This is a genomic window from Lentzea cavernae, from assembly GCF_014653695.1.
GTDB classification, from domain to species: domain Bacteria; phylum Actinomycetota; class Actinomycetes; order Mycobacteriales; family Pseudonocardiaceae; genus Lentzea; species Lentzea cavernae.
Genome location: NZ_BNAR01000029.1, coordinates 48,721 through 75,719, shown reverse-complemented (window position 1 = coordinate 75,719; position 26,999 = coordinate 48,721). Strand labels below are relative to the sequence as shown.

Sequence of the window (26,999 nt, the reverse complement as noted above, 5' to 3'; positions counted from 1 at the left end):
CCACTCAGAGGACGCAACGCACGCGTAAGGCAGTTCGTTCCTCACTCGAATAGCCCAGCCAGGTCAGCACGGCGTCATTGTGCGCGCCGAGTGCCGGCACCGCACCCGGTGACCACTCGAACCCGGCCACCGGCGGCGGCAGCATCCGGGCGGTTCCGCCGGGAACGGGCACGTCAACCCACGTGTCGAGCTGCGGGTGAGTGGCCAGGTCGGTGATCGGCCTGGTGAGCGCGGCCGGTACGTCGGCGGCGTCCAAAGTGGTCAGCAACTCGGTCGCGGTGAGGTCCGAAAAGGCCTGTTCGAGCAGCTCCTGCAGCTCCGCGCGGTGCTCGACGCGGGAGGTCACTGTGGCGAACCTCTCCTCGGGGGCGAGTCCGACCAGGCCGCACAACCGCTGCCACTGCCCGTCGTTCTGCACGGCCAGGTGCACCGCGCCGTCCGCGCACGCCACCGGCCCGTACGGCGCGATGCTCGGGTGGTGCGCGCCCGAGCGCGGGGCGGCGGCGCCCGTTCCGGCGGCGTAGAGCATCGGCTGGTGCATCCACTCGGCCATCGCTTCGAAGAGTGACAACCGCAGTCGCACGCCTTCACCCGTCCGGCCGCGCTGCAGCAATGCCGCGAGGACCGCGGACTGGAGCTGGACGCCGGCCGCGATGTCCGCGACCGAGATGCCGGCGCGGGCCACCACGTCGCCCTCGCCGGTCAGCGACACCAGCCCCGCCTCGGACTGCACCAGCGCGTCGAACGCCTTGCGGTCCGCGTACGGGCCGTCCCAGCCGTAGCCGGACAGCTCACCGACGATCAACGACGGGGGCAGGTCCAGCGCGAGCCGCTCCCACACGCGCGGCGACAGGTTGCACAGCAGCACGTCGGCGCGGGAAACGAGCCGGTCGAGCACCTCGCGGCCGTCGGGGTGGGTGATGTCGAGCGTCAGCGACTCCTTGCCGGCGTTCGTCCACGCGAAGTACGACGACACCTCACCGCACGCCGAGTCGTAGTGGCGGGCGAAGTCGCCCGTGCCGGGCCGTTCGACCTTGACGACGCGCGCCCCGAGGTCGGCCAGCAACCGCGTCGCGTACGGCACGGCGACGGCCTGCTCCAGGCTCACCACCACGACGCCGTCAAGCGGTCTCAACCACGCGCTCCCCACCGGTGTAGACGTTCATCGAGTCGCCGCGCAGGAAGCCGATCAGGGTCATGCCCTGCTCCTCGGCCAGTTCGACGGCGAGCGACGACGGCGCCGACACGGCCGCGAGCACCGCGATCCCGGCCATCGCGGCCTTCTGCACCAGCTCGAAAGACGCCCGCCCGGACACCATCAGCACCGCGCCGCGCACGGGCACCAGGTTCTGCAGCACCGCCCAGCCCAGCACCTTGTCGACGGCGTTGTGCCGGCCCACGTCCTCGCGCACGACCAGCAGCTCACCGTCGACGAACAGCCCGGCCGCGTGCAGCCCGCCGGTGCTCTCGAAGACCTTCTGCCGCTCCCGCAACGCGTCCGGGAAGCCCGTCAGCGCCTCGGGCGTGACGGTCACCTCGTCCGCGGCGGGCGAGTAGCGGGTCTTGAGCTTCACCGCGTCCAGCGCGCCCTTGCCGCACACCCCGCATGACGACGTGGTGTAGAAGTTCCGCTCCACCCCGGTGTCGGGCGGCGGCACGCCGTCGGCCAGCGCGACGTCCAGCACGTTGTACGTGTTCAGGCCGTCCGGGCCCACACCGTCGCAGTAACGGGCCACCACGATGTCCTCGACTGAGCCGATCACACCTTCGCTGAGCAGGAAGCCGTGCGCGAGCTCCACGTCGTGGCCCGGCGTGCGCATCGTCACGGCCAAGGCCTTGCCGTCGACCCGCAACTCCATGGGTTCTTCGGCGGCGAGCGCGTCGATCCTGCGGCGCCTACCGCTCGGCGACACCCGTTCGACCGCTCGGCGCACCGTCACTCGGCCCATGTGCACATCTCCTTCGGACCGCTATGTTCCCCACCGACCAGGCTACGTGGGAGGGATTCCGGGGCATGGACGACGTCGTGATCGTGGGGGGCGGCCACAACGGGCTGGTGGCGGCCGCGTACCTCGCACGGGCGGGGAAGTCGGTCAGGGTGCTGGAGAAGCTGCCGCACGTCGGCGGGGCCGCGGTGAGCGCGTCACCGTGGGAGGGCGTCGACGCCCGGCTCTCGCGCTTCTCGTACCTCGTCTCGCTGCTGCCCGACCGGATCGTGTCCGATCTCGGGCTGAACCTGGCGCTGCGGTCGCGTGCCGCGTCCTCGTACACGCCCAACGGCAGGACGGGGCTGCTGGTCGAACGCTCGCCGGGCGAGGCGACGGTGAAGTCGTTCGAGGCCGTCTGCGGGTCGCTCGACGACTGGGACCGGTGGCAGCGCTGGTACGCCGACCTGGAGCTGATGGCCCGGGCATTGGCTCCGACCCTGTTGGAACCGTTGGTGTCCAAAGAACATCTGCGCGTGCACGTCGACGCGGTGGTGCGCGGCCGGTTGTGGGAGCAGGTCTTCGAACGGCCGCTCGGCGCGACCCTGCAGGAGCTGTTCGACAACAACCTGGTGCGCGGTGTCGTCGCCACGGACGCGTTGATCGGCACGCACGCGTCACTGCATTCGTTGAGCGCCAACAAGTGCTTCCTCTACCACGTGATCGGCAACGGGACGGGGGAGTGGAAGGTCCCGGTCGGCGGCATGGGCGGCGTCACCGCCGAACTCGAACGGGTCGCGCGCGAGGCCGGGGCGCAGATCGTCACCGGTGCCGAGGTCACCTCGGTCGAGTCGGACGGCGAGACCGCCTCGGTGACGTACGGCGACACCACGGTGGAAGCGCGGTTCGTGCTGTCGAACGTGGCGCCGTCGGTGCTGGGACGGTTGCAGGGCAAGGAGGTCCACGACGAACCCGGCTGCCAGCTGAAGATCAACATGCTGCTGCGCAGGCTCCCCGAGCTGAAGTCCGGCGTCGACGCGCGGCTCGCGTTCGCCGGCACGTTCCACCTCGACGAGTCCTACGACCAGCTGGAGACCGCGTACCTGGAGAGCGCCGCCGGCGAGGTCCCGTCGGTGCTGCCGGGGGAGATGTACTGCCACTCGCTGACCGACCCGTCGATCCTCGGCCCGTCCCTGAAGGGCCACGAGACGCTGACGCTGTTCGGCCTGCACCTGCCCGCGTCGCTCTTCGAGGGCCGCAACGACGAGCTCCGCGACGAGCTGGTGCGGCGGTACCTCGACCAGCTCAACACCCACCTCGTGGAGCCGGTCCAGGACTGCCTCGCGGTCGATGCGCGGGGCAACCCGTGCATCGAGGCCCGCACCCCGCTCGACCTCGAGTCCGAGCTCGGCCTGCCGGGCGGCAACATCTTCCACGGCGAGCTCGACTGGCCGTTCGCCGAGACCGGCGACCAGGTCGGCAAGTGGGGTGTGGAGACCGAAGTGGACAACGTCTTCGTGTGCGGGGCTGGCTCCCGGCGCGGCGGCGGTGTCAGCGGCATCGGCGGTCACAACGCGGCGCAAGCGGTCCTCGAACGTTTTTGAGACATCCTTGATGACACCCGGTGTCATCTCTGGTTACAGTTGCCGGCGTGGGGGACTTCTACGGGATCGCCGAGATCGCCGACGCCATGGGGCTGAGCCGGCAGTTGGTGGCCGTGTGGCGCAAACGGCGTTCGCACGGCATCCCGGAGCCGGACGCGGAGCTCGCGTCCGGCCCGATCTGGCGGCGCGAGACGGTCGAGCCGTGGATCGAACGCACGCGCGGCCGGCTGGGCCTCGCGGGCACGCGCGAGTCCGCGAGCAGGAGCCTGAGGCTGCGCACCTGCCGACGCGTGCTGCGACTGGCGGCGTTGATGCTGGAGGAACCGCAACGGCCGCGGGTGCTCAACGAGGCCGCGGACCAGTTGCGCGACCTGATCCACGAGGTCGACCAGGCCGCGGACGACGTCGTCGGCGCGTTGCTGCGCGAGCTCGTCGAGCCGGTGCGCGACCCGGACGTGCCCGCCGAGCTGCTGCGGGTCCCGGTGATCGAGTCCTTGCCGCTGGTCACGGCGGTGGCGCGGAACTCGCCGGACTGGTGACCGCCTAAATCAGGGCTTCTACATCAAGGAACCTTGCTAAGGGTTCCTTGATAAGCGTACGGTTGCTTCATGACCGACGCTCCGATCACCGACCCCAAAGCGCTGCGGGCGCTCTCCCACCCGTTCCGGTGGAAGCTGCTCCAGCTCCTCACCGAGGAGGGTCCGCAGACGGCGACCCAGTGCTCGGCCGCGCTGGGCGAGAGCGTCGCGAGCTGCTCGTACCACCTGAACATGCTGTCCAAGTACGGCTTCGTCGCGGAGGTCGAGGGCCCCGGCCGGCAGAAGCCCTGGAGGATCGTTCCGAAGCGCCAGTCCATCTCGTCCGAGGGTCTGGAGGGCGAGGCGGCGATGGCGGCCGAGGCGGCGTCGATGGCCTACCTGGACCAGGAGTTCGAACGCATGCGGACGCGCCTGCGGCAGTACGACCACCTGCCGGAGGAGTGGCGCCAGGTCGTCGGCACCGAGGGCACGGTCAAGTTCGTCACCGCCGAGGAGGCCCTCGGCCTCGTCGAGGAGCTGCGGACGCTCTTCGACAAGTACGACGAGCGACGGCTGAACCCCGAGCTGCGGCCGGAAGGGGCCAAGGCGGTCAGGTTCTTCCTGAGTCACACGGTCGCACCCGAGTAATCATCTGAGCGAAGGAGATCCGGCATGATCCCGCACCACAACGCGTTTGCTATCGCGAAGTACCGTCAGCAGGAGTTCGAGGCCGACGCGGCCGCGCGCAGGCTCGTGAAGAAGCCCGAAGAGGTCGCGCCGAAACCCGAACGACGCCGTTTAAGGCTCTTCGTCCGGGTCCGGCACGCTTGAGGAGGTCAGGCGGCCTCGAGCCGCACGATCACCGACTTGGAGGTCGGCGTACCCGAGATGTCCGCCTTGGAGTCCAGCGGCACCAACGGGTTCGCCTCCGGGAAGTACGTCGCCACGCACCCGCGGGCGGTCGAGTAGGAGACGATCCGGAACGACTCGGCGCGGCGCTCGACGACGCCCGTCGGGTCGTCCTTCCACTCCGAGATGATGTTGACCATCTGGCCGTCCGAGAACCCCAGCGCCGCAACGTCTTCCGGGTTCACGAACACCACGCGGCGGCCGTCCTTCACGCCGCGGTAGCGGTCGTCCAGGCCGTAGATCGTGGTGTTGTACTGGTCGTGGCTGCGCAGGGTCTGCATCAGCAGCCGGCCCTCGGGGATGTCGATGACCGTCAGTTCGTTGGCCGTGAAGTTCGCCTTGCCGGTCGCCGTCGCGAACTCCTGCGAGTCGCGCGGCGGGTGCGGCAGCACGAAACCGTCGGGCTGGCGGACGCGCGTGTTGTAGTCGGTGCAGCCCGGCACGACGTGCGAGATGTGCTCGCGGATGACGTCGTAGTCCTTCTCGAACGTCTCCCACGGCACGGGGTGCGAGGCGCCGAGCGTCTTGCGCGCCAGCCGGCAGACGATCGAGACCTCGGACAGCAGCTTGTCCGACGCGGGCGCCAACCGGCCCCGTGAGCGGTGCACGACCGACATCGAGTCCTCGACCGTCACGAACTGCTCGCCCGAGTGCTGCACGTCGCTCTCGGTGCGGCCCAGCGCGGGCAGGATCAGCGCGGTGCGGCCGTGGACCACGTGCGAGCGGTTGAGCTTCGTCGACACGTGCACCGTGAGCGAGCACTGCCGCAGCGCCTTCTCGGTCACCGGGGTGTCCGGGGTGGCGCTGACGAAGTTGCCGCCCATCGCGATGAACACCTTGCCGCGGCCGTGGCGCATCGCGTTGATCGCGTCGACGGTGTCGAAGCCGTGCTTGCGCGGCACGGAGATGCTGAACTCGTTCTCCAGTGCCTTGAGGAACGGCTCGGGCATCTTCTCGTAGATGCCCATCGTGCGGTCGCCCTGCACGTTCGAGTGGCCGCGCACGGGGCACAGGCCCGCGCCCGGCTTGCCGATCATGCCGCGCAGGAACATGACGTTCGTGATCTCGCGGATCGTCGGCACGCTGTGCTTGTGCTGCGTGAGGCCCATGGCCCAGCAGGCGATGGTGGCCTTCGAGTCGACGAACATGCCCGCCACGCGGGTGATCTGCTCGCGGGTCAGGCCGGTCGCGGTGAGCACGCCGTCCCAGTCGAGCTCGCGCACGCTCTCCGCGTAGGCCTCGAAGCCGTGCGTCTTCGCGTCGATGAACGTCCTGTCGAGCTTGTCCCACTGCAGAATCAGGTGACCGATCGCCTGGAACAGCGCCTGGTCGCCGCCGACCTTGATCTGCACGAACTCGTCGGACAGCGCGGTGCCCTTGCCGACGACGCCGGCGACGTTCTGCGGGTTCTTGAACCGCATCAGGCCCGCCTCCGGCAGCGGGTTGATCGCGATGATCTTCGCGCCGTTCTTCTTGGCGTCCTCGAGCGCGCTGAGCATGCGCGGGTGGTTCGTGCCGGGGTTCTGGCCGATGACCACGATGAGGTCGGCGAGGTCGAAGTCCTTGATCGACACCGAGCCCTTGCCGATGCCGATCGTCTCGTTCAGCGCCGAGCCGGACGACTCGTGGCACATGTTCGAGCAGTCCGGCAGGTTGTTCGTGCCGAACGAGCGGACCAGCAACTGGTAGAGGAACGCGGCCTCGTTGCTGGTGCGGCCCGAGGTGTAGAAGATCGCCTCGTCCGGGGATGACAACGCTGTCAGCTCGTCGGCGATGAGCGCGAACGCGTCGTCCCAGCTGATCGGCGTGTAGTGCGTCGCACCGGCCTTGAGGACCATGGGTTCGGTGAGCCGGCCCTGCTGCCCGAGCCAGTAGTCGGTCTTCTCCTGCATGCTCTCGACGGAGTGCTCGGCGAAGAACGGGCGCCCGATGCGGCGCTTGGTGGCCTCCTCCGCGACGGCCTTCGCGCCGTTCTCGCAGAACTCCGCCATCTTGCGGTGGCCCTGTGGTTCGGGCCACGCGCAACCCGGACAGTCGAAGCCTTCACGTTGGTTGAGCAGCCGCAACGTCTTGACCGTGCGCCCGACACCCATCTGCTCGACCGCGCGGTCGAGCGACACGAGCACACCGGGAATTCCCGCTGCCCAGGTCTTGGGGGTGCTGACTTCGATCGCGGACTCGTCGACGTCGTGCTGCGGGGGCTTGCTGCTCATGCCTTCATTCAACGCTTATGGACGTCGGCGCCGCCAGCGCCCCCGAAGAACGCGGCGGCGTCGTCCGTCACGGGCCCCAAGGGGTTGAGTGGTCCGTGACGCCCAATTGTGATCGCCGTCACTCTTGCTCGGCACCTCTGAACGAGTGATCATTCGCAGCCGCTGGTGGGCAGCGCCGCGTTCGGGTCGAACCACTCCTCCGGCTTGCGCTGGTCGCTGGGGGAGGTGGACGTGTCGTACGACCGCTTCTCGACGAACATGGGGGCGAGGAAGCCCTCCTTGGCCGCCTTGCACGCCATCGAGTAGGTGAAGCCCTCGCTCTTGACGATCCAGACGCTGCCGTCGTCGAGCTGGTAGTCGACGTCGGCGCGTTGCAGCGCGACGATCTCGTACTGGTCGAGCAACGTCCTCTTGTCGCCGGGGTCGAAGGCGTAGGCGAACCGGTAGCTCGTGTGCACGACCGGGCGGCCGTGCTCGTCGCGGCCGGGCCACATGCGGCCGTCGACCTTGATCCCGTTCGGCAGCAGCGTGGTGCCCTTCTGCAGCCGGGTCATCGTGACGGCGCCGGGGTTGGCCCTCAGCATGTCCCTGGTCTCCGGCGACAGCGTCGCGAGGAACGGCTCCAGGTCGTGCTCGACGATCAGCTTCGGGTCGAGGTGCCCGGCGATCAGGGCCTTGCGCGCGGCCTCGTACCCGGCCGCGTACTCCGGGTTCTGGTCGGGCGCGACGATGCCCTTCTCGCCGTCCGCCCACTGCTCCGCGGGCGTGCCGGTGAACGGGGCCTCGACGTTGACGTTCTTGTACGGCGTGGCGGCCGTCGGCAGCGTCACGTCCGGCAGTGACACCTCGTCGAACTTGCCGGCGCGGTACAGCCCGAACAGCACGGCGCCGATGACGACCAGCGCGATCGCGGACACCATCTTCCCGCTGTGCGCGCGCAGGCGAGCCTGTCTGCGCTGCTTGCGGATCTCCTTCTTGGCACGTCTGTTCGCGGCGCGGATCCAGGCCGCGTCCTTGAGGTCGGGATGATCTTCGATGTCGTTGTGCAACGTTCCCCCAGAAGTTCGGCGCACATCATCGATCACCGGGGAAGTGGCGCGGAGGGACTCGTTCGAATCGTCTCCTGGCCGTTATCAGGTATCTCGTTTCAAGTCGAGACCCCGGGCTCCGTAGACTTCTCGGCTGTGACTGAACTCGACACCGCAACCCAGCGTCCCGACCTCCCCGCCGCGTGGACTCCGGCGGAGGTAGAGGCGGAGCTGTACCAGCGGTGGCTCGACCGGCGGTACTTCGAGGCGGACGTCAAGAGCGACAAGCCGCCGTTCACGATCGTGCTGCCCCCGCCGAACGTCACCGGCAGCCTGCACATGGGCCACGCGATGAACCACAGCGTGATGGACGCGCTGTCGAGGCGCCGCCGCATGCAGGGCTACGAGGTCCTGTGGCTGCCGGGCATGGACCACGCCGGCATCGCGACGCAGAACGCCGTCGAGCGCGACCTCGCGAACCAGGGCCTGTCGCGGCAGGACCTCGGGCGCGAGAAGTTCGTCGAGCGCGTCTGGGAGTGGAAAGAGGAGTACGGCGGCAAGATCCTCGACCAGATGAAGCGGCTCGGCGACGGCATCGACTGGTCGCGCGAGCGCTTCACCATGGACGAGGGGCTGTCGCGCGCCGTCCAGACGATCTTCAAGAAGATGTACGACGACGGCCTGATCTACCAGGCCGAGCGGATCATCAACTGGTGCCCGCGCTGCCAGACGGCGCTGTCGGACATCGAGGTCGACCACAGCGACGACGAGGGCGAGCTCGTCTCGATCCGCTACGGCGACGGGGAGAACTCGATCGTCGTCGCGACCACGCGCGCCGAGACGATGCTGGGCGACACCGCGGTCGCCGTCCACCCGGACGACGAGCGCTACCGGCGCCTCATCGGCACCGAGGTCGAGCTGCCGCTGACCGGCCGCCGCATCCCGATCGTCGCCGACGCCCACGTCGACCCGAAGTTCGGCACGGGCGCGGTCAAGGTCACCCCGGCCCACGACCCGAACGACTTCGAGATCGGCCAGCGCCACGGCCTGCCGAACCTCACGGTCATGGACGGCCGCGCCACGATCACGGTGCCCGGCCCGTTCCTCGGCCTGGACCGGTTCGAGGCGCGTCCGGCGATCGTCGCCGCGTTGCGCGCCGACGGCCGGATCGTCGCGGAGAAGCGTCCGTACGTCCACTCCGTCGGGCACTGCTCGCGGTGCAACACGGTCGTCGAGCCGCGCCTGTCGCTGCAGTGGTGGGTCAAGGTCGAGACGATCGCCGAGGCCGCGTCCGCCGCCGTCCGCGACGGCCGCACCAAGATCCACCCGGCCGAGCTGAACAAGCGGTACTTCGACTGGACCGACAACCTGCACGACTGGTGCATCTCGCGCCAGCTGTGGTGGGGCCACCGGATCCCGGTCTTCTACGGTCCGAACGGTGAGGTCGTCTGCGTCGGACCGGACGACGAGGTGCCCACCGGTGAGGGCTGGCGCCAGGACGAGGACGTCCTCGACACGTGGTTCTCCTCGGGTCTGTGGCCGTTCTCGACGCTGGGCTGGCCGGACTCGACCGAGGACCTGAAGAAGTTCTACCCGACCTCGGTTCTCTCGACCGGCTACGACATCCTGTTCTTCTGGGTCGTCCGGATGATGATGTTCGGCCTGTACGCGATGGACGAGGTCCAGCCGTTCGACCACGTCTTCCTGCACGGCCTCATCCGCGACCAGTACGGCAAGAAGATGTCGAAGTCCAAGGGCAACGGCATCGACCCGCTGGACTGGATGGAGCGCTACGGCGCCGACGCCACCCGGTTCACGCTGCTGCGCGGCACGAACCCCGGTTCGGACATGGCCGTCGCCGAGGAGTGGGCCGCGGGGTCCCGCAACTTCACCACGAAGCTGTGGAACGCCACCAGGTTCGCGCTGGCCAACGGCGCGACGGTGGAGCGTCCGCTGCCCGCGCGTGACGAACTGACGGCGGCCGACCGCTGGATCCTCGACGAGCTCGACGCCCTGGTGTCCACTGTGGACACGAACTTCGAGGCGTTCCAGTTCTCGCGTGCTTGCGAGGCGCTGTACAGCTTCACGTGGGACGAGTTCTGCGACTGGTACCTGGAGATCGCGAAGGTCCAGATCGCGGACGGCCGCGCCGAGGCCACGCAGTCGGTCCTGGGCCACGTCCTCGACAAGCTGCTGCGCCTGCTGCACCCGGCGATTCCCTTCATCACCGAGACGCTGTGGACGTCGCTGACCGGTGGTGAGTCGCTCGTGATCGCCGAGTGGCCCGCGCCTTCCGGCGCCGAGCGCGACCTGGACGCCAAGGCCGAGGTCGAGGGCCTGAAGAAGCTCGCGACCGAGATCCGCCGGTTCCGGTCCGAGCAGGGTCTCAAGCCCGGCCAGAAGGTCGCGGGCAAGGTCCGCGGCGCGTGCTGCGTCGGCCTGATCGACCAGGTCCCGTCCGTGCGTTCGCTGACGCGCCTGACCGAGCCCGGTGACGAGTTCACCGTCTCCGCGACGCTCGAGGTCGGCCTGCCCAAGGGCGCGGTCAAGGTCGAGCTGGACCTGTCCGGCGCGATCGACGTCGCCGCCGAGCGCAAGCGCCTCGCGAAGGACCTCGCGGTGGCGCAGAAGGAGCTCGACGGCACGACGAAGAAGCTCGGCAACGAGGCGTTCCTCGCCAAGGCGCCCGCCGACGTCAAGGCCAAGATCGAGGAGCGCAAGGCCACGGCCGAGTCCGAGATCGCCCGCATCAACGAGCGCCTGGCCGCGCTGCCGGAGGCTTAACAACCGTGGAAACCAACCTCGACGAGTTCCTCGACGTCGAGAACGAGCTCAACCAGCGGTGGCCCGAGACCAAGCTCGAGCCGTCGCTGGAGCGGATCTCCGCACTCGCCCACGTGCTGGGCGACCCGCAGACGTCCTACCCGGTCGTGCAGCTGACGGGCACGAACGGCAAGACGTCGACGTCGCGCATGGTCGACGCGCTCTTCTCGCGCATCGGCCTGCGCACCGGCCGGTTCACGAGCCCGCACCTGCAGCTCGCGACCGAGCGGATCAGCCTCGACAACCAGCCGATCTCGCCCGAGCGCTACGTCGAGGTCTACCGCGACATCGAGCCGTACGTCGCGATGGTCGACGCGCAGTCCGAGATCCGGATGAGCAAGTTCGAGGTGCTCACCGGCATGGCCTACGCGGCGTTCGCGGAAGCGCCCGCCGACGTCGCCGTCGTCGAGGTCGGCATGGGCGGCACGTGGGACGCGACGTCCATCGTGGACACCCGCGTCGCCGTGCTGACCCCGATCGGCGTCGACCACACCGAGTACCTGGGCAACCGTCCCGAGGACATCGCGGTCGAGAAGTCCGGCATCATCAAGCCGGGCTCGGTCGCGATCATCGGTGAGCAGACCGCCGAGGTCATGAAGGTGATCCTCAGGCGCGTGGCCGAGGTCGACGCGACCATCGCGCGCTTCGGCAGCGAGTTCGGCGTCGTCTCCCGGGCTGTCGCGGTGGGCGGGCAGATGATCACGCTGCAGGGCCTGAGCGGAATCTACGAGGACATCTTCCTGCCGCTGCACGGAGAACACCAGGCAGCGAACGCCGCACTGGCGCTGGCCGCCGTCGAGGCGTTCTTCGGCGCGGGTCCCGACCGCCAGATCAACATCGACGTCGTCCGCGAGGGCTTCGCCTCGGTCGTCACGCCGGGCCGCCTGGAGCGCGTGCGCTCCACGCCGAACATCTTCGTCGACGCCGCGCACAACCCGCACGGCGCCGCGGCCCTGGCCAAGGCGCTGGAGTCGGAGTTCGGCTTCCGCAAGCTGGTCGCGGTCGTGTCCGTCATGGCGGACAAGGACGCCGAGGGCATCCTGGCCGCGCTGGAACCGGTCGTGCAGGAGCTGGTGATCACCACCAACTCCTCGCCGCGCGCCATGGACCCGGACGTGCTCGCCGGTCTCGCCGTCCCGATCTTCGGCGAGGACCGCTTCGAGGTGCGTCCGCGCCTGGTCGACGCCATCGAGGAAGCCATCCACCTGACCGAGGACGAGCTCTCGGGCGGCGGCATCATCGTCACCGGGTCGGTCGTCACGGCCGGCGAGGCCCGCGCGCTGTTCGGGAAGGAACCGGCATGACCGCCCCGGCCCCTCTGAAGAAGGACCCGATGAAGGCGTTCCGGGGCATCATGGCCGGCACGCTGATCCTCGAGGTCATCGTCGTCGCCCTGGCCCTGCCGGTGATCGCCAAGCTGCACGGCGGCGTCACGTCCGCGGTGGGCTGGGTGGCGTTCGGCTTCATCGCGGTGTTCATCGCGATGTGCGCCTTCGTCCGCCGCCCGTGGGCGATCCCCGTCGTGGTCGGCCTGCACGTCCTGCTGATCGCCTCGTGGCTGCTGCTGCCGGCGATGGGCGTGATCGGCGTGATCTTCGGGCTGGTGTGGGCGTACCTGCTGTGGCTGCGCAAGGACCTGCTCAAGCGGATGGCCGAGGGCAGGCTCCCCGCGCAGCAACAGCAGCAGGCGGAAGGGGCCTGACCGCGCGATCGCGGCCAGGCCCGCCCGACTACTGCTTGGCCAGGTCCTCCTGGCCCTTCTCGTAGCTCTCGTCCCAGTTCGCGCCTTCCTTGAACGCCTCGGAGGCACCCGTGCGGCCGAGGGCGACGGGCTTGACCGTGTCCGCGAACCCGTCGCGGCCACGCGGCGACATGATGTCGTCGACCCGGTTGGCCGCGTTCTTCGCCGCGTCGTTGCCGAACGTCAGCTTGTCGCGGATCGCGTTGTTGGCACTGGAGAACCCGTCTTCGATCTGCCGGACCGAGGCGTGGTTCCTGCCGATCGAACGGCCGACGCCCTTGGCCTTGCGGCCGATGTTGACCGCGGCCTTCGCGAGCGCGTCGGACACGCCCTTGAGGTTGTCGAACTTGCGGACGGCCTGCGCGAGCTTCATCAGCAGCTTGCTGACCTTGCCCGCGATCTTGCCCGCGGTCGACGCCGCCCGCGCGACGGCCCAGCCGGTGAAGGCGGCGATCGAGGCGCCGAAGCTGCACCAGCTCGTCGCGAGCGCGGTCACCGCGGCGATGATGAACTCCGCCACCACGTCCGCTACGATGTCGCGGATGATGCCGCGCACCGCCGCGACCAGGACGCCCGTGCCCCGGATGCCGGTGGCGACGGCGTTCGCGGCGCCCTCCAGGGCCTTGATCTGCTCGGCGAGCGTGCCCGCGGCCTTGCGGTAACCGTCGCCGGACGTGCCGGTCCACGTGTCCGTCTGGCTGGTGGCGGCGGCCGCGTAGTCGTTGCCCACCTTGGCGCACGCCTTCGCGACCTCGCCCCAGGCGGCCGCGACGACGTTGATCGCGCCGGGATCGCCCGCCAGGTCGTCGAGCGGCTCCTTGAGGAACGACACGTGCTCGATCAGCCACCCGATGCCCGCGCCCACGAGCGTGCCGAGCGGGTTCGCGACGAAACCGAGCACGTCGAGCCCGAGCGCCACGCCGTCGAACGCCCAGTCGCTGGGGTTGTTGAAGTCCTCCGCGCACTTCCAGACGGTGTCGACGATCCGCGCACCGTCGGTGGCGTTGTCCGCACTGACGTCGAGAACCATCTCTACCCCTTGTACTTCGCGAAGAGCTTCGCGTGGTCGTCGTCGGTCTGCTTCGTGGCGTCCGCGCAGTCGCGCAGCGCGTCGGCCACGTCCGGCAGCGCGTTCGCCAGCTCGTTGATGGAACTCGCGATCGCCGCGATGTGCGCCCGCACCGGCAGGCTGAAGACCTGGCCGATGATCCCGTACGTCTCGATGCCGAGATCGACGCTCTCGCCCCGCCCGGCGGCGCGCGTGAGCTCCGTGCCGAACGACTGGACGGCGCCCGCGTGACTGGTGACGTCAGCGGGTTCCATGGAAAAACCTGACACCGGGACCCCTTACCGGTAGATGGTGCCGAACGGCTCGTCGTCGTCGCCCGACGGCCTTCGCTGTTTCGGAGGCTGCTGCTGCTCCTCGGTCTCCTCCGGCTGCTGCGCCGCGGTGACCTGGTCGCGCAGGAAGTCCATGGCCGGCGTGCCGCCGATCAACGGCTGCATCGTCGCCTCCATCTGCCCGGCGACGGCCGCGTGCCCCCTGCTGACCGTCTCGGTGATCAGGGCGGCGAGCTGCTCGTGCGACATCCGCATCGCCGCGGGCGTCAGGCTCAGCTTCTCGAGCCGCCCACCCGGCGCCATCCGCACCGAGACCGACCGATCCGGACTGCTGACGTCCGCGCGCAACGCCTTGAGCTGGGCCTGCGTCTCCTCGGCTCTGCGCTGGATGTCGTTGACACGGCGCATGTAGTCGTCGAGCCGCTGCTGCCCGGCACCCAGTTCTGCGGAACTCATGCCGCCTGAGACTGGCCGGACCGTCTTCCGGTTCCCCTACTTCCCGACCAATTGCGCGGCCATGTCCTTTGCGGACTGCCGGGTGGCCAGGACGATGCCCAGCAAGGCCAGCAACACCACCGCGTCCCGCCCACCGGCCAGCCACACCACGAGCGGTGCGTTCCCGATCGCAAGCGCCGCCTGGACGATCGCCCAAGTCGCCAGCGCCGCGATCAACACCGTCGGCACCCAACTGCCCCCGCCAGGCGGCACCTTCTTGGCGTCGAGATACGACTGTCCATATCGGACGATCCTCGCCGCGTCCTTGTGCACGCTCTCCGCGACGAGCCCGACCACGGCGGCGGTGAGCACCGCGAACCCGGCCAGCACCCCGGACGGCAGGTCGACGAGCCAGGCCTCCTCCAGCCGCGGCCACGGCGACACGAACTCCCCGGCCCGGCGCGGCGCGTCGAAGAACGGCATCGAAGCCAACCCCTCCGCCGCGGCCGTGGCCACCCCGAGCCACGCCAGCAACCTCAGCCTGCGCACCCGCCGCGTGACCGGGGCCGCCTTGACCTCGGCCTTCGTCACCGGCCACTCCTCCTCCGGCTTCTTGCTGCCACCACGGGAGGGAACGAGCGACAGCACGGCGGCCGTGAGGAACCACAACGCCAGCAACCCGAGCGCCACGGCGGCGAGCGGCCCGGCCAGGAACCACCGCGCGCTGTCGTTGCGCCCGGCCTCCCTCGTGGACCGGAAGACGGGAACGCCCTGCTCGCCAGGCTCCAACTGCCCCGGTGCGAACGCGACCCGCTCGGTGCCGCCGCCGTCCCACCGCACGTCGGCGTCGCACCCGTGGGCCGTGCCGACGCCCCATCTGCCGATCGGCCCGTGCTCGGTGCACGACGACACGGTGGCGGTGCCGACCTGTCGTGCTTCGAGCGCACCGGTCAGGACGTCCGTCGTGCGGATCGTCGTGGCCAGTGCGAGGAAGGCGAGGACCGCGGCGAGTCCGAAGGCGAGTGCGCGCACACCGCAATGAAAGCACTTCGGAGTGTTCACCCGATCGTGTTTCGAACCAGGGGCGGGCCCGCGACCTGGCGCTATGCTCTTCGACGCACGATTCTGCCGGGAGGGCACTGGGGATGAGCGGGACCAAGGTCGATCTGGAGACGCTCCGCGCCGCCATCAAGGAGTACGAGTCGATCCGCGACGAGCTGATGGTCGCCGAGAACCAGGGCAAGGTGCTGGCCAACGTCCAGGGCGCCGGCAAGGACGCGCCCAGCCAGGTCTACGCGAACTGGGCCTCCAACACCGGAGAGATGCACCAGCAGTCGAACAGGCAGCTGCAGACGACGCTGACCACCCGGATCGACAACCTGAAGGCCACGCTGGCTCAGTACGAGCGGACTGAGCAGGGCAACCGGGACAACCTCAAGTGAAGGACTGAGCTGTTGCGCATCCGATCGATCGTCGTCGGCACGGCCGCTCTCGCACTGCTGGCGGGATGCGGTACCGGCGGCGGTACCGCCGGTACGCCGACCACCGCGAGTCAGCCCACGAGCACCAGCGGCGGAGCCCCCCGGATCGACAACCCGCTCGACGTGAAGGCCTTCACGGCCGATCCGTGCAAGACGGTCACCGCGGCTCAGGTGGAGGGGTTCGGGTTGCCGGGCACCAGCGGCAGGGTGAGCACCACCGCCGCGGGAGAGGGTTGCGTCTGGCTCGGCGCCAGCACGCCCGCGAAAATGGCTCCCGGAGTGGCTTTCCTCCACGAGAGCGCGAACCTGGGCACGATCCTCCCCAACGAGGACGTCACCTACAAGGTGTTCGAGCCGCAGCCCGCGATCCAGGGGTATCCGGCGTACGTCGCCCTCATCGCCGACCAGCGCAACGACGGTGGTTGTGACGTCCTCGTCGGGGTCTCCGACGAGAGGGCGATGCTCGTCTCCTTCTCGAGCTTCGCCGGTAGCCCGAAGTTCGCGGACCCGTGCGCCGCTGTCACCGAGTTCGCGAATCTCGCCGTCACCACGATCAAGGCAGGTGCGAAATGACACGGCCCGCGCCCAGTTGCTTCACCGAGGACAACACCAGAGCCGAGGGGTTCTCGGGAGCGCAGATCTACTCGCAGATGCACGGCGGGCCCGGCACCGGGTCCGCGCAGATCGCGTCGACCACCGCCAAGGAACTCGAGAAGAACTACTTCGGCATCGAGGCCAGGCTCAAGAGGGTCGGTGAGACCCTGGGCGAGTCGTGGACGGGAGCGAGTGCGGACGCGGCCCAGGCCGCCGGCAACCCGATCAGCCAGGCCATGGTGCAGATGCAGGACTCCCTGCGGCAGGCCGATCACTCCATCTCCAACCAGATCTACCAGTTCAACTTCAACAAGAACCAGCTGAAGAACATGCCGGCCGCCAAGCCGGACACGAACTTCTGGGACGACGCGACGCCGTGGGACACCGACACCGAGGACAAGGTCAACAGCTACAACGCTGAAGAGGCCCACAACCGCAACGTCTACCGGGAGTTCCAGAGCGCCAGCAACACCAACCGCGGTGAGCTGCCCAAGGAGTTCCCCGGTGTCACGGTCGACACGCTCGTGGTCGAGATCGCCAACACCGGCGGTGACAACGGTGAGGACAAGACCACGACGACGAGCAGCACCACCATGCGCTCGTCCAGCACGTCGAGCACCTCGAGCATGACGTCGACCAACACGCCCCAGAGCACGACCGGCACCGGCTGGACCGTGCCCACGACCAACGGCGACCAGACCACCACGAGCTCTTCCGACAACACGACCACCAGCAACACCAACAACACCGGCAGGCCCGTCGGCGAGAACCTCACCGGCAAGCCCCCTGTCGGCAGCGTGATCGACAGACCGGGCAACACGGGTCTCCCGCCCGTCGGCGTGCCCATCCGTCCGACCACGGGCGGCCTCAACAGCTCCGGCGGACCGGCTGGGCCGGGCGGTGGCCGCGGTGGCGCGGGTGCGGGCGGCAGGTTCGGCGGAGGCGGCGGCGCGGCCGGTGCCGGTGGCGCAGGCAGGTTCGGTACCGGTGGCGTCGGCGGCCTCGGAAGCAGCGGCACCGCTGGCACGGCCGCGGGTCAGCAGCCCGGCGGCAAGGCCGGGGTGTTCGGTGGCACGGGCGAGACGGCCGCAAGCGCCCGAGGCGGAGCGGCAGGCGCCGCCGGCAAGGCGGGTGCGGCCGGCATGAGCGGGATGGGTGGTCAGGGCGCGAAGGGTCGGGGAGAGGACGACCTGGAGCACAAGTCCGCCGACTACCTCATCACCGAGGAGAACACGAACGAGATCATCGGTGACATGCCGATGGTCGCACCGCCGACGATCGGGGGGTGACGTGCTGCGGTCGTCCATCCAACTGTCCGACCTCGCCTTCGACGTGCTGTGGAAGCAGGAGGGGCTGGGGCAGTACCACCCGGCCCTGTCCGTCGACTCGCCCGGTGAGACCGAGGACGAGCGCGTGCTCATCGAGCGCGACGTCATCGGTGAGCTGCGCCGTGTCGGGCTCGACCACCCGGACGTCCGGGGCACGCTGCACCTGATCGCCAAGGCGGAGCACGACTACTCGGCCTGGATCGCGGCCACGCCGGACGAGACCAGGCCCGTGGTGGTGGCGGCGAACTCGCAGTACGGCGTCCTCGCCCTGCACGACAACGGGTTCGTGCAGCTGCACCCGATCCGGCCGGAGAACGCGCCGGAGGTCCTCGCGATGCAGCTGCCGGACGTCCCGGCGGGCCGTGGCGCGTCGATCAACGTGCACGAGACCGAGATCAAGCTGCACCAGCCGGGCAAGGCGTCGCCGTCCATCTCGCTGCGCCAGCTGCTGGCCCAGCCCCGCAAGGGCACGGCGAAGCTGTACGCGGCGAGGCGCAACGGCGAGGGCAGGCAGCGGGCCAAGACCTTCCTCACCACGATCGACTTCGAGGACGGCCGCTGGCTCGTGGTCAAGTACACCGACCGGAACCACCAGACGTGGGTGCACGCGACCCCGGCGTCGCGCCAGATCATCACCGACTGGCTCAAGCGCCTGACGGCGGACGGGTTCACCGCCGCCTGACCGGACTCGCGCTGCTGAAGTTCACCCCGGGTTTCTGCACCGGCCAGAAACGGCGACTAGAAACCGCGCATGACCTTCGACCGTCGTACGTTGTTCAAGGCAGGCGCACTCGGCACGGCCGCGGCGCTGGTGCCCTCGGGCATCAGCCTCGCGAAGACCGACCGCCCGATCCTCACGCACGGCGTGCAGTCCGGCGACGTGACCTGGGACGGCGGCATCGTCTGGACCCGCGCGGACCGACCGTCGCGGATGCTCGTCGAGGTGTCCAACGACCCGAAGTTCCGCTTCTCCCGCCGCTTCCGCGGCCCGTTGCTCACGCCCGAGACCGGCGGCACCGGGCAGGTCAGGGTGTCGAGCCTGCTGCCCGGCCGCCCCGCCCACTACCGCGTCACGGCCGAGGACCTGCACGGCCGCAGCCGCAGCGAACCCGTCACGGGCAGCTTCACCACCGCCCCGCTCGGCCGCGACGAGGTGAGCTTCGTGTGGTCCGGTGACGTGGCGGGCCAGGGCTGGGGCATCAACCCCGACATCGGCGGCATGCCGATCTTCAAGGCCATGGCCGACCGCAGGCCCGACTTCTTCATCCACAGCGGCGACAGCGTGTACTCCGACAACCCGATGCAGGCGAGCGTGACGCTCCCGGACGGCCGGATCTGGCGCAACCTCGTCACGCCGGAGAAGTCCAAAGTGGCCGAGACGCTCGACGAGTACCGCGGCCAGTTCGCCTACAACTTCCTCGACGACAACGTGAAGCGCTTCGCCGCCCAGGTTCCGACCTACGCGCAGTGGGACGACCACGAGGTCACCAACAACTGGTATCCGGGCGAGATCCTCGACAGCCCGCTCTACACCGAGAAGCGCGTGGACGTGTTGGCGCAGCGTGCTTTCCAGGCGTTCCACGAGTGGATGCCGATCGACCAGAAGCGCGCGGTGGACGGTCGCGTGTACCGGAAGTTCTCCTACGGCCGCAACGTCGAGATCTTCGTGCTCGACATGCGCACCTACAAGGACAAGAACACCTCGCCCAAGGACCAGCCGGGCGTGATCCTGGGCGCCAAGCAGGCGAAGTGGCTCGTCGACGGCCTGAGCCGCAGCACCGCCACGTGGAAGATCATCGCGGCGGACCTGCCGATCGGCCTCACCGTCCCGGACGGCACCGACGTCGAGGGCGTCGCGAACGGGCTGCCCGGCGCGCCCAACGGCCGTGAGCACGAGATCGCGTGGGTGCTCAGGGAGCTCAAGAAGCGCCGCGTCAAGAACACCGTGTGGCTCACGGCGGACGTCCACTACACGGCCGCGCACCACTATTCACCCGATCGTGCGGCCGTCGGCGACTTCGACCCGTTCTGGGAGTTCGTGTCCGGTCCGCTGCACTCCGGCGCGTTCGGCCCCAACACGCTCGACCCGACGTTCGGCCCGCAGGCCGTGTTCGTGCACGCCCCGCCCGCCGCCAACACCTCGCCGCTGGACGGGTTCCAGCACTTCGGTGAGGTCAAGGCGTCGCGCCACGAGCTCACGGTCTGGTTGCGCGACGCGACAGGCGCCTCGCTGTGGTCCAAAACGCTGAAGGCCGGCTGACGTTCGCCGTAGTGTCGGGTGCGTGCCCATCTCGTTCGACACCGCCGGCTTCCATCAACTCGACCAGAACACCTGGCAGCACGCCAACGGTGACCAGGCCGTTCTGACCTACTTCGGCCTGGTCCCGGATCTTCCGGCCGGGCTGGACGACCTGCCGGCGCTCCGGCACGACCTCGCGATCATCCACGGCGAGGCCGGCTGCCTGGTCGAGGCGCACGTCGTCCAGCTCGGCGGGACGCCCGCGCTGCTGCGGATCGTCAAGTTGCCGCTGCCGAACCAGCCGAACGGGCAGGTGTTCACCTGCTCCTTCACCATCCCGAAGGAGCGCTCCAGCGCCGTGCTGCAGCTGGTGGCGGCGGAACGGGGCATGACGGGCACGCGTGAGGCGATCCTGGCCGCCGAGATCGGGTTCGAGAACTGGGTCAAGGCCCATCCGTACGCGCCCGAACTGGAGGGCGTGCTGCCGTTCCACGCGGGCGACGACCCGCGTCACGACGCACGGTTCCCCGACCACCCGTTGTCCCGCGTGCGGGCGTGGGCACACCACGTGGTCCGCACCGCACGGGTGGATCCGGGCTTCGCGTCACTGCCGTCGTTTCGGATGCAGCCCCCGCCGCCTCCGGTCGAACCTGGTCAGAGCCTCATGACGGCGCTGCCGAGCCTGCCGGTCAAGGGCTTCGTCGGCCTGCGGATCGGCGAGGAGACGACGTACTGGCGCACGACCGACCCGAAGCTGGGGGAGATGCTCGGCCGCGGCCTGATGGGCCGCTCACCGCTGGCCGACACCCGGTTCCGCGACATGCTGCTCGTCGACGTCGAGACCGGCGAGGCGATGATTCCCGACCGCTTCACCACCAACGGCCAGATGACGGCCCACGGCACGCGTCTGGAGCAAGTCACGCTGCAGGAGGCCGACGCGGCGCTCTCCGACGAGGACGTCATGGACGCCTTCAGGTGGGCCGGCCGGATGTGCGGCGAGGCGGCGGAACGCGGTGAGTTCCTGTCGCTGGAACCGATCGAGAACGACGGCGAGCAGGCCGATCCGCACGTCCTGCTGGCCGTCCAGCCGCACGAGGGTCAGCAGGTGGTCATCGCCCAGTTCTCGCCGCCGCCGAGCGAGGGACCACTGGCGGGCTCGCCGAGCCGGAGCGCTCCCGCGACGGCGGAGTCGGTCGAGGGCATCGGCGTGATCGCCGGCATGGCGGTCAACGAGTGGCGCTCGCACCCGTTGCGGATGGCGATCACCTACCGCCGTCCGACGGGCTGATCGCAAACATTTGCAATAGCCGACGTATTGTTTCCCACTCTTTGTCGTGGTTTTGTGCAGCAACCCTGCAAGAGTTTGCGACAAGGAGGTCGCGATGCGTCGGGTCGTCGCCGCGCTCGCTGCACTGGTTCTGCTCCCCCTGACACCCGTTCAGGCCGTTGCCGCTCCACCGCAACGCCTGGCCGTGGGGGAGGTGGTGGACATGGCGCCCGGTGTGCGCGACGGGGACGCGAGGCTCGCGTTGCCGCCCCAGCGCGACGACCTGCGGGGTGAGCGCTTCTACTTCGTGATGCCCGACCGGTTCGCGAACGGCGACACGGGCAACGACCGCGGTCGTTCGAAGGCCGCCGAGCACGGGTTCGACCCCGCTGACAAGGGCTTCTACCACGGTGGCGACCTCAAGGGCCTGCACCGCAAGCTCGACTACCTCGACGGCATGGGCATCACGGCGATCTGGATGACGCCGATGTTCCTCAACCGCTGGGTGCAGGGCGACAGCGCCGGCTATCACGGCTACTGGACGCTCGACTTCACCAAGCTCGACCCGCACTTCGGCACCACGCAGGAGATGCGCGACCTCATCCGCGACGCGCACCGGCGCGGCATCAAGGTCTTCTTCGACGTCGTCGCGAACCACACCGCCGACGTGATCAAGTACGAGGAGGGCAAGACCCAGTACGTGTCGACGGGTGCCCAGCCGTACCTGGACGCGAGTGGCAAGCCGTTCGACATCGCGGACTACGCGGGCCGCAAGGACTTCCCGAAGCTCGACGCCAAGAAGTCCTTCCCGTACACGCCCGTGAAGGACGGCCCGACGAAGTACCCGTTGTGGCTCAACGACTCCACGCTCTACCACAACCGCGGCGACTCGACGTTCTCCGGCGAGTCGAGCGAGCAGGGCGACTTCTCCGGCCTCGACGACCTGATGACCGAGCACCCGCGCGTGGTCAACGGCATGAAGGACATCTTCACCAGTTGGATCGACACGCTCGACATCGACGGCTACCGCGTCGACACCGTCAAGCACGTCAACCTGGAGTTCTGGCAGGCTCTCGCGCCGCACGTGAAGCAGTACGCGAATCGCAAGGGCAAGAAGGACTTCTTCGTCTTCGGCGAGGTCTTCGACTCCTCGCCCGAGAACACCTCGAAGTACACGACGGACGGCCGCATGCAGGCCACGCTGGACTTCCCGTTCCAGAGCAGCGCGCTGAACTTCCTGTCCGGCAAGGGTTCCCAGCGGCTCGGCGAGGTCCTGCTCGACGACGACCGCTACACCGACGCCGACTCCAACGCCTCGTCGCTGCCCACGTTCCTCGGCAACCACGACATGGGCCGCATCGCGTGGATGATCCGCAACGACCGTCCGGGCATCACGGACGCCGAACTGCTGGAGCGCCTCAAGCTCGGCAACCAGCTGATGTATCTGTGGCGCGGCAACCCGGTCGTCTACTACGGCGACGAGCAGGGCTTCGCGGGCACCGGCGGCGACAAGCTCGCACGTCAGGACATGTTCGCCTCGAAGACCCCCGAGTACGCGGCGGAGAAGCTCGTCGGGTCCGACCGCACGGGCGCTGTCGACAACTTCAACACCTCCCACCCGCTGTACCAGCAGCTCAAGGCCCTGGCCGCGCAGGTCGACCAGGACCCGGTGTGGCGTGACGGCAACCAGGTGCTCCGGTACGCCGACGGGGACGTGTTCGCGTTCAGCCGCATCCTCGGCCGTGAGCACCTCGTCGTCGCCAACGCCGGCACCGCGCCCGCGACCGTCACCGTGCCGGTCTCCTCGTCCGGCTTCGAGAACGCCCAGGTCCAGAACGGCCGCGTCACGGTGACCGTGCCCGCGCTGTCCTCGTTGGTGCTCAAGGGAACCAGCGACGTCGCGAAGTCCAAGCCGGCACCGACGCTGGTCGCCCCGGCCGCCGGAACCGTGCTGGACGAGCGTGTCGAGCTCCGGGCCGACGGCATCAGCGCCCCCAACGCGGCGGCCACGTTCGCCGCTCGGGTCGAGGGCACCCGCGACTGGACCGTGCTCGGCACCGACGACGCCGCCCCCTACCGGGTCTTCGCCGACCTGTCGGCACTGCCGGGCGCCGCGGTCGGCAAGCGCGTCGAACTGCGCGTGGTCGCGAAGTCGGGGGAGATCGGCGCGGACGGCGCGTTCGTGTCGCTCGTGGCCGCACCGCCGCTCCCGGACCCCGGCACTAAGAACCCGGACTGGCTGGTCGTGCACTACGCGCGCGACAACTACGACGGCTGGGGCCTGCACGCCTGGGGTGACGTCGAGACGCCGACCGAGTGGAACGCCCCGCTGCCGTTCGCGGGCGAGGACGCCTACGGGCGCTTCGCGTGGGTCAAGCTGAAGCCGGGTGCCAAGTCGGTCGGGTTGATCGCGCACAAGGGCGACGAGAAGGACACCTCGGTCGACCGGATCGTCGACCCGAGCGTGACGCCCGAGGTGTGGCTGAAGCAGGGCGACCCGTCCGTGCACGCGTCCGAGCAGGCGGCCACGGGCAAGGCCGTCGTGCACTACGTCGGTGACGCCGCCGGTGCTGTGGTGCGCGTCGCCGGACGTGGCGACGTGCCGTTCACCAACGGCATCGCGGAACTACCGCCCACCAACGACTTCTCGGTCGTGCGCGGTACGACCGTGGAGGCCTCGGGCAAGTTCACGAGCGGCCACGCGTGGGTCGCGGGCGGCAAGGTGCACGCGTCACTGGCAGCCGCCGAGAACCGTGCGGTGATCCACTACAACCGCCCGGACGGCGACTACACCGACTGGACGATGTACCACTGGACGGGTTCCGCGGAGCCGTCACCGGGCTGGAACCAGTCGCGGGTGCCGGACGGCCGTGACCAGTTCGGCGTGTACTGGTCGGTGCCGCTCGCGGCCGGCGCGGCGGGCCTGAGCTACATCGTCCACCGCGGCGACGCCAAGGACCCCGGTCCCGACCAGTTCCTCGACCTGGGGCAGAAGGGCAACGAGGTGTGGCAGTTGCAGGGCGACGAGACCTACCTGCTCCCGCCGAACGCCGGTCCGGCCGCCGACGACGACCTGACCAAGGCCAAGGCGATCTGGATCTCCAGGGAAAGGGTCGTCTGGGACGTCCCGTCGGTGCAGTCCGACGGCTACCGGCTCGAGTACGGCTCCAAGGTGCTGCGCTTGTCGCCCACGACCGAGGAGGTGCCGGCGCAGTTCCCGCACCTCAAGGGCAAGCCGGTGTTCGCCGTGCGCGGGTTCGTGGACGAGGCGTTGCGGGACAAGCTCTCCGCCGTGCACGTCGACGCGGGCGGCTCGATCCGGCACCGCACGAGCGTGCAGATCGCCGGTGTGCTCGATGACCGTTATGCCGCTGCCGCCACGAAACTGGCGTTCGGTCCGACCTTCGACCGCGACCGCGCGTCGATCAGGCTGTGGGCGCCGACCGCTCGCAACGTCAAGCTGCGCCTGTTCGACCAGCCGTCCGGCGAACCGAGGAAGGTCGTGCAGCTCCAGCGCGACGACGCCTCGGGTTCGTGGAGCGGCACGGGTGACTGGAAGAACAAGTACTACCAGTTCGAGGTCACCGACTGGCAGCGCACGGTCGTGGTCACCGACCCGTACTCCGTGGCGTTGTCGGTGAACTCGACGCACTCGCAGTTCGCCGACCTGAAGGACGGTCGCTCGATGCCTTCCGGGTGGTCGAAGGACGTCGCGAAGGGCATGGGCGGCGCGATCACCGAGCTGCACGTGCGCGACTTCTCGATCAACGATCAGTCCGTTCCTGCGTCCGATCGCGGTACGTACAAGGCGTTCACGCACCGCGACTCGACGGGCATGAAGCACCTGAAGACGCTGGCTGCGGCGGGCATGGACACCGTGCACCTGCTGCCGACGTTCGACATCGCGACGATCCCCGAGAAGCGTTCCGACCAGGCCACCCCGGCCTGTGACCTGCCTTCGCTGCCCGCCGACTCGGACCAGCAACAGGCCTGTGTCGGTGCGGTCGCGGCGAAGGACGGCTTCAACTGGGGCTACGACCCGCTGCACTACGACGTGCCCGAGGGCTCGTACGCCACGGAGGACGCGCAGAACGGCTGGGCACGGTCGAAGCAGTACCGCGAGATGGTGAAGTCGTTGCACGACAACGGCAATCGCGTGGTGGTGGACGTGGTCTACAACCACACGGCGGCGTTCGGCGACGCACCGACGTCCGTGCTCGACAAGGTCGTGCCCGGCTACTACCAGCGGCTCAACCTCGACGGCTCGGTCGCGAACTCCACGTGCTGCGCGAACACCGCGACCGAGAACGCCATGATGGGCAAGCTCGTCGTGGACTCGGTGGTGCGGTGGGCGCGCACGTACAAGGTCGACGGGTTCCGGTTCGACCTGATGGGCCACCACCCCAAGGCGAACATCCTCGCCGTGCGGGCGGCCCTGGACGCGCTGACCGTCGAACGCGACGGCGTGGACGGGCGCAAGATCGGTGTCTACGGCGAGGGCTGGGACTTCGGCGAGGTCGCCGGCAACGCCCGGTTCGAGCAGGCCACCCAGGCGAACATGGCCGGCACGGGCATCGGCACGTTCAGCGACCGGCTCCGTGACGCCGTGCGCGGCGGCGGGCCGTTCGACGACGACCCGCGCGTGCAGGGCATCGGCTCCGGGCTGGCGGGCGACGTGAACTCCTCGCCCGCGAACGGGAACGTGGCCGCGCGGCTGGAGAACTACAGCGACCTGGTGAAGCTCGGCATGGCGGGCAACATGGCGTCGTACCGGTTCCAGTCGACGGCCGGGCCGGTGGTCTCCGGTCGCGACGTGAACTACAACGGCACCGCCGCCGGGTACACCGGGCAGCCGCTGGAGGCGATCACGTACGTCGACGCGCACGACAACGAAGCGCTGTTCGACGCGTTGATGTTCAAGCTGAAGCCGGAGACCTCGATGGCCGACCGCGTGAAGATGCAGACGGTCTCGCTGGCGCCGGCGTTGCTCGGGCAGGGGCGGCCGTTCGTGCACGCGGGCACCGAGTTCATGCGCTCGAAGTCGTTGGACCGCAACAGCTACGACTCGGGGGACTGGTTCAACGCCTACGACCCGTCGTTGCGCGACAACGGGTTCGGCCGGGGTCTGCCGCCGAAGGCCGACAACGAGGCGAAGTGGCCGTACGCGAAGCCGCTGCTGGCCGGCCCCAAGCCGTCGCCGGCGGACATGAGGGCCTCGCTGGACGCGACGCTGGAACTGCTGCGGATCCGCCAGTCCTCACCCCTGTTCTCCCTGGGGTCGGCGGACCTGGTGCAGCAGAAGGTGTCCTTCCCGGCCGCGGAGTCCGGCGTGATCGTCATGCACGTCGACGACACCGTCGGGCCGGACGTCGACCCCGCTCGCCGCGGCCTGGTCGTGGTGATCAACCCCTACCCGACGGACAAGGCCGTCTCGCTGCCGGTGGGCGACTGGAAGCCGGTGACGACCGAGAAGCGGGCCGGAGCGGCGCGGTCGGTCGTGGTGCTCGAGAGGTAGTCCCGCTGACAAATAGTTCGGATTGAGACTATTTGGTA

22 protein-coding genes are annotated in these 26,999 nt (G+C 69.2%); 14 read left to right on the top strand and 8 right to left on the bottom strand.

Annotated elements, in window-relative coordinates:
- Positions 1-4: 4 nt before the first annotated feature.
- Together IE307_RS45275 and fdhD are read right to left on the bottom strand one after the other, a co-directional pair.
- Complete coding sequence (locus IE307_RS45275) at positions 5-1,135, bottom strand: CaiB/BaiF CoA transferase family protein (protein ID WP_191305682.1); 1,131 nt, start codon at positions 1,133-1,135, stop codon at positions 5-7.
- Complete coding sequence (gene fdhD / locus IE307_RS45270) at positions 1,122-1,949, bottom strand: formate dehydrogenase accessory sulfurtransferase FdhD (RefSeq protein ID WP_191305681.1); 828 nt, start codon at positions 1,947-1,949, stop codon at positions 1,122-1,124. Before fdhD ends, IE307_RS45275 begins: the two co-directional genes overlap by 14 nt.
- Before the next feature lie 65 nt (positions 1,950-2,014).
- On the opposite strand from fdhD, the gene IE307_RS45265 reads away from it, so the two are divergent.
- The 4 genes from IE307_RS45265 to IE307_RS45250 all read left to right on the top strand — a co-directional run bounded on the left by IE307_RS45265 (position 2,015) and on the right by IE307_RS45250 (position 4,878).
- Complete coding sequence (locus IE307_RS45265) at positions 2,015-3,529, top strand: phytoene desaturase family protein (RefSeq protein WP_191305680.1); 1,515 nt, start codon at positions 2,015-2,017, stop codon at positions 3,527-3,529.
- 47 nt (positions 3,530-3,576) lie between these two features.
- Positions 3,577-4,068, top strand: coding sequence for a hypothetical protein (locus IE307_RS45260; RefSeq protein ID WP_191305679.1), 492 nt, complete (start codon positions 3,577-3,579; stop codon positions 4,066-4,068).
- Between the two features lie 69 nt (positions 4,069-4,137).
- Entirely contained in the window at positions 4,138-4,695 is a 558-nt protein-coding gene (locus IE307_RS45255) for a winged helix-turn-helix domain-containing protein (RefSeq protein ID WP_191305678.1), read from the top strand.
- Between the two features lie 24 nt (positions 4,696-4,719).
- Entirely contained in the window at positions 4,720-4,878 is a 159-nt protein-coding gene (locus IE307_RS45250; RefSeq protein ID WP_191305677.1) for a hypothetical protein, read from the top strand.
- A 5-nt stretch (positions 4,879-4,883) separates the two neighbouring features.
- Here the strand turns inward: IE307_RS45250 and IE307_RS45245 are convergent, their stop codons facing one another.
- Together IE307_RS45245 and IE307_RS45240 are read right to left on the bottom strand one after the other, a co-directional pair.
- A complete protein-coding gene (locus IE307_RS45245; RefSeq protein WP_191305676.1) occupies positions 4,884-7,169 on the bottom strand; it encodes an FdhF/YdeP family oxidoreductase in 2,286 nt (761 codons plus the stop codon).
- 149 nt (positions 7,170-7,318) lie between these two features.
- Complete coding sequence (locus IE307_RS45240) at positions 7,319-8,254, bottom strand: hypothetical protein (protein WP_191305675.1); 936 nt, start codon at positions 8,252-8,254, stop codon at positions 7,319-7,321.
- 99 nt (positions 8,255-8,353) lie between these two features.
- Here IE307_RS45240 and IE307_RS45235 point away from each other — a divergent pair, with 99 nt between their 5' ends.
- The 3 genes from IE307_RS45235 to IE307_RS45225 are packed head-to-tail and all read left to right on the top strand — an operon-like array spanning position 8,354 to position 12,722.
- Positions 8,354-10,981 carry a valine--tRNA ligase gene (locus IE307_RS45235; protein ID WP_191305674.1) on the top strand — a complete coding sequence of 876 codons (2,628 nt, stop codon included), beginning with the start codon at positions 8,354-8,356 and terminating at the stop codon, positions 10,979-10,981.
- A 5-nt stretch (positions 10,982-10,986) separates the two neighbouring features.
- Positions 10,987-12,324, top strand: coding sequence for a bifunctional tetrahydrofolate synthase/dihydrofolate synthase (gene folC, locus IE307_RS45230; RefSeq protein WP_191305673.1), 1,338 nt, complete (start codon positions 10,987-10,989; stop codon positions 12,322-12,324).
- Complete coding sequence (locus tag IE307_RS45225) at positions 12,321-12,722, top strand: DUF4233 domain-containing protein (protein ID WP_191305672.1); 402 nt, start codon at positions 12,321-12,323, stop codon at positions 12,720-12,722. Before folC ends, IE307_RS45225 begins: the two co-directional genes overlap by 4 nt.
- A gap of 28 nt (positions 12,723-12,750) precedes the next feature.
- On the opposite strand, the gene IE307_RS45220 is transcribed toward IE307_RS45225, so the two are convergent.
- Genes IE307_RS45220 through IE307_RS45205 form a run of 4 tightly spaced genes read right to left on the bottom strand, consistent with a single transcriptional unit; the run spans position 12,751 to position 15,569 of the window.
- Positions 12,751-13,791 carry a WXG100-like domain-containing protein gene (locus tag IE307_RS45220; protein ID WP_191305671.1) on the bottom strand — a complete coding sequence of 347 codons (1,041 nt, stop codon included), beginning with the start codon at positions 13,789-13,791 and terminating at the stop codon, positions 12,751-12,753.
- Positions 13,792-13,793: 2 nt separating this feature from the next.
- Positions 13,794-14,084 (bottom strand): type VII secretion target, encoded by a 291-nt coding sequence (locus IE307_RS45215; protein WP_191305670.1) that lies wholly within the window; start codon positions 14,082-14,084, stop codon positions 13,794-13,796.
- A gap of 24 nt (positions 14,085-14,108) precedes the next feature.
- A complete protein-coding gene (locus IE307_RS45210; RefSeq protein WP_229905669.1) occupies positions 14,109-14,558 on the bottom strand; it encodes a YbaB/EbfC family nucleoid-associated protein in 450 nt (149 codons plus the stop codon).
- A gap of 36 nt (positions 14,559-14,594) precedes the next feature.
- On the bottom strand, positions 14,595-15,569 hold the full coding sequence (locus IE307_RS45205; protein WP_191305669.1) for a DUF6346 domain-containing protein: 975 nt from the start codon (positions 15,567-15,569) through the stop codon (positions 14,595-14,597).
- Positions 15,570-15,682: 113 nt separating this feature from the next.
- Between IE307_RS45205 and IE307_RS45200 the strand changes: the two genes are divergently transcribed.
- From IE307_RS45200 to pulA, 7 genes are all read left to right on the top strand, one after another.
- Positions 15,683-15,979 (top strand): PE domain-containing protein, encoded by a 297-nt coding sequence (locus tag IE307_RS45200; protein ID WP_191305668.1) that lies wholly within the window; start codon positions 15,683-15,685, stop codon positions 15,977-15,979.
- 12 nt (positions 15,980-15,991) lie between these two features.
- A complete protein-coding gene (locus IE307_RS45195; RefSeq protein ID WP_191305667.1) occupies positions 15,992-16,591 on the top strand; it encodes a DUF3558 domain-containing protein in 600 nt (199 codons plus the stop codon).
- The gene (locus tag IE307_RS45190) at positions 16,588-17,901 is read left to right on the top strand and encodes a hypothetical protein (protein WP_191305666.1); all 1,314 of its coding nucleotides are present in this window, start codon (positions 16,588-16,590) and stop codon (positions 17,899-17,901) included. The genes IE307_RS45195 and IE307_RS45190 overlap by 4 nt, the downstream gene beginning before the upstream one ends.
- Before the next feature lies 1 nt (position 17,902).
- The gene (locus IE307_RS45185) at positions 17,903-18,622 is read left to right on the top strand and encodes an ESX secretion-associated protein EspG (protein WP_191305665.1); all 720 of its coding nucleotides are present in this window, start codon (positions 17,903-17,905) and stop codon (positions 18,620-18,622) included.
- A gap of 69 nt (positions 18,623-18,691) precedes the next feature.
- The gene (locus IE307_RS45180) at positions 18,692-20,200 is read left to right on the top strand and encodes an alkaline phosphatase D family protein (RefSeq protein ID WP_191305664.1); all 1,509 of its coding nucleotides are present in this window, start codon (positions 18,692-18,694) and stop codon (positions 20,198-20,200) included.
- Positions 20,201-20,222: 22 nt separating this feature from the next.
- Positions 20,223-21,467, top strand: coding sequence for a hypothetical protein (locus tag IE307_RS45175; RefSeq protein ID WP_191305663.1), 1,245 nt, complete (start codon positions 20,223-20,225; stop codon positions 21,465-21,467).
- A gap of 94 nt (positions 21,468-21,561) precedes the next feature.
- Entirely contained in the window at positions 21,562-26,961 is a 5,400-nt protein-coding gene (pulA, locus tag IE307_RS45170; protein WP_191305662.1) for a pullulanase-type alpha-1,6-glucosidase, read from the top strand.
- Positions 26,962-26,999 lie beyond the last annotated feature (38 nt).

What these genes read in the sequence shown, in the direction of transcription:
- IE307_RS45190 (WP_191305666.1), top strand. Translation starts at nt 16,588, where the DNA reads ATGACACGGCCCGCGCCCAGTTGCTTCACCGAGGACAACACCAGAGCC.
- pulA (WP_191305662.1), top strand. Translation starts at nt 21,562, where the DNA reads ATGCGTCGGGTCGTCGCCGCGCTCGCTGCACTGGTTCTGCTCCCCCTG.
- IE307_RS45225 (WP_191305672.1), top strand. Translation starts at nt 12,321, where the DNA reads ATGACCGCCCCGGCCCCTCTGAAGAAGGACCCGATGAAGGCGTTCCGG.
- IE307_RS45215 (WP_191305670.1), bottom strand. Translation starts at nt 14,084, where the DNA reads ATGGAACCCGCTGACGTCACCAGTCACGCGGGCGCCGTCCAGTCGTTC.
- IE307_RS45220 (WP_191305671.1), bottom strand. Translation starts at nt 13,791, where the DNA reads ATGGTTCTCGACGTCAGTGCGGACAACGCCACCGACGGTGCGCGGATC.
- IE307_RS45210 (WP_229905669.1), bottom strand. Translation starts at nt 14,558, where the DNA reads ATGAGTTCCGCAGAACTGGGTGCCGGGCAGCAGCGGCTCGACGACTAC.
- IE307_RS45180 (WP_191305664.1), top strand. Translation starts at nt 18,692, where the DNA reads ATGACCTTCGACCGTCGTACGTTGTTCAAGGCAGGCGCACTCGGCACG.
- IE307_RS45200 (WP_191305668.1), top strand. Translation starts at nt 15,683, where the DNA reads ATGAGCGGGACCAAGGTCGATCTGGAGACGCTCCGCGCCGCCATCAAG.
- fdhD (WP_191305681.1), bottom strand. Translation starts at nt 1,949, where the DNA reads ATGGGCCGAGTGACGGTGCGCCGAGCGGTCGAACGGGTGTCGCCGAGC.
- IE307_RS45265 (WP_191305680.1), top strand. Translation starts at nt 2,015, where the DNA reads ATGGACGACGTCGTGATCGTGGGGGGCGGCCACAACGGGCTGGTGGCG.
- IE307_RS45245 (WP_191305676.1), bottom strand. Translation starts at nt 7,169, where the DNA reads ATGAGCAGCAAGCCCCCGCAGCACGACGTCGACGAGTCCGCGATCGAA.
- IE307_RS45255 (WP_191305678.1), top strand. Translation starts at nt 4,138, where the DNA reads ATGACCGACGCTCCGATCACCGACCCCAAAGCGCTGCGGGCGCTCTCC.
- IE307_RS45250 (WP_191305677.1), top strand. Translation starts at nt 4,720, where the DNA reads ATGATCCCGCACCACAACGCGTTTGCTATCGCGAAGTACCGTCAGCAG.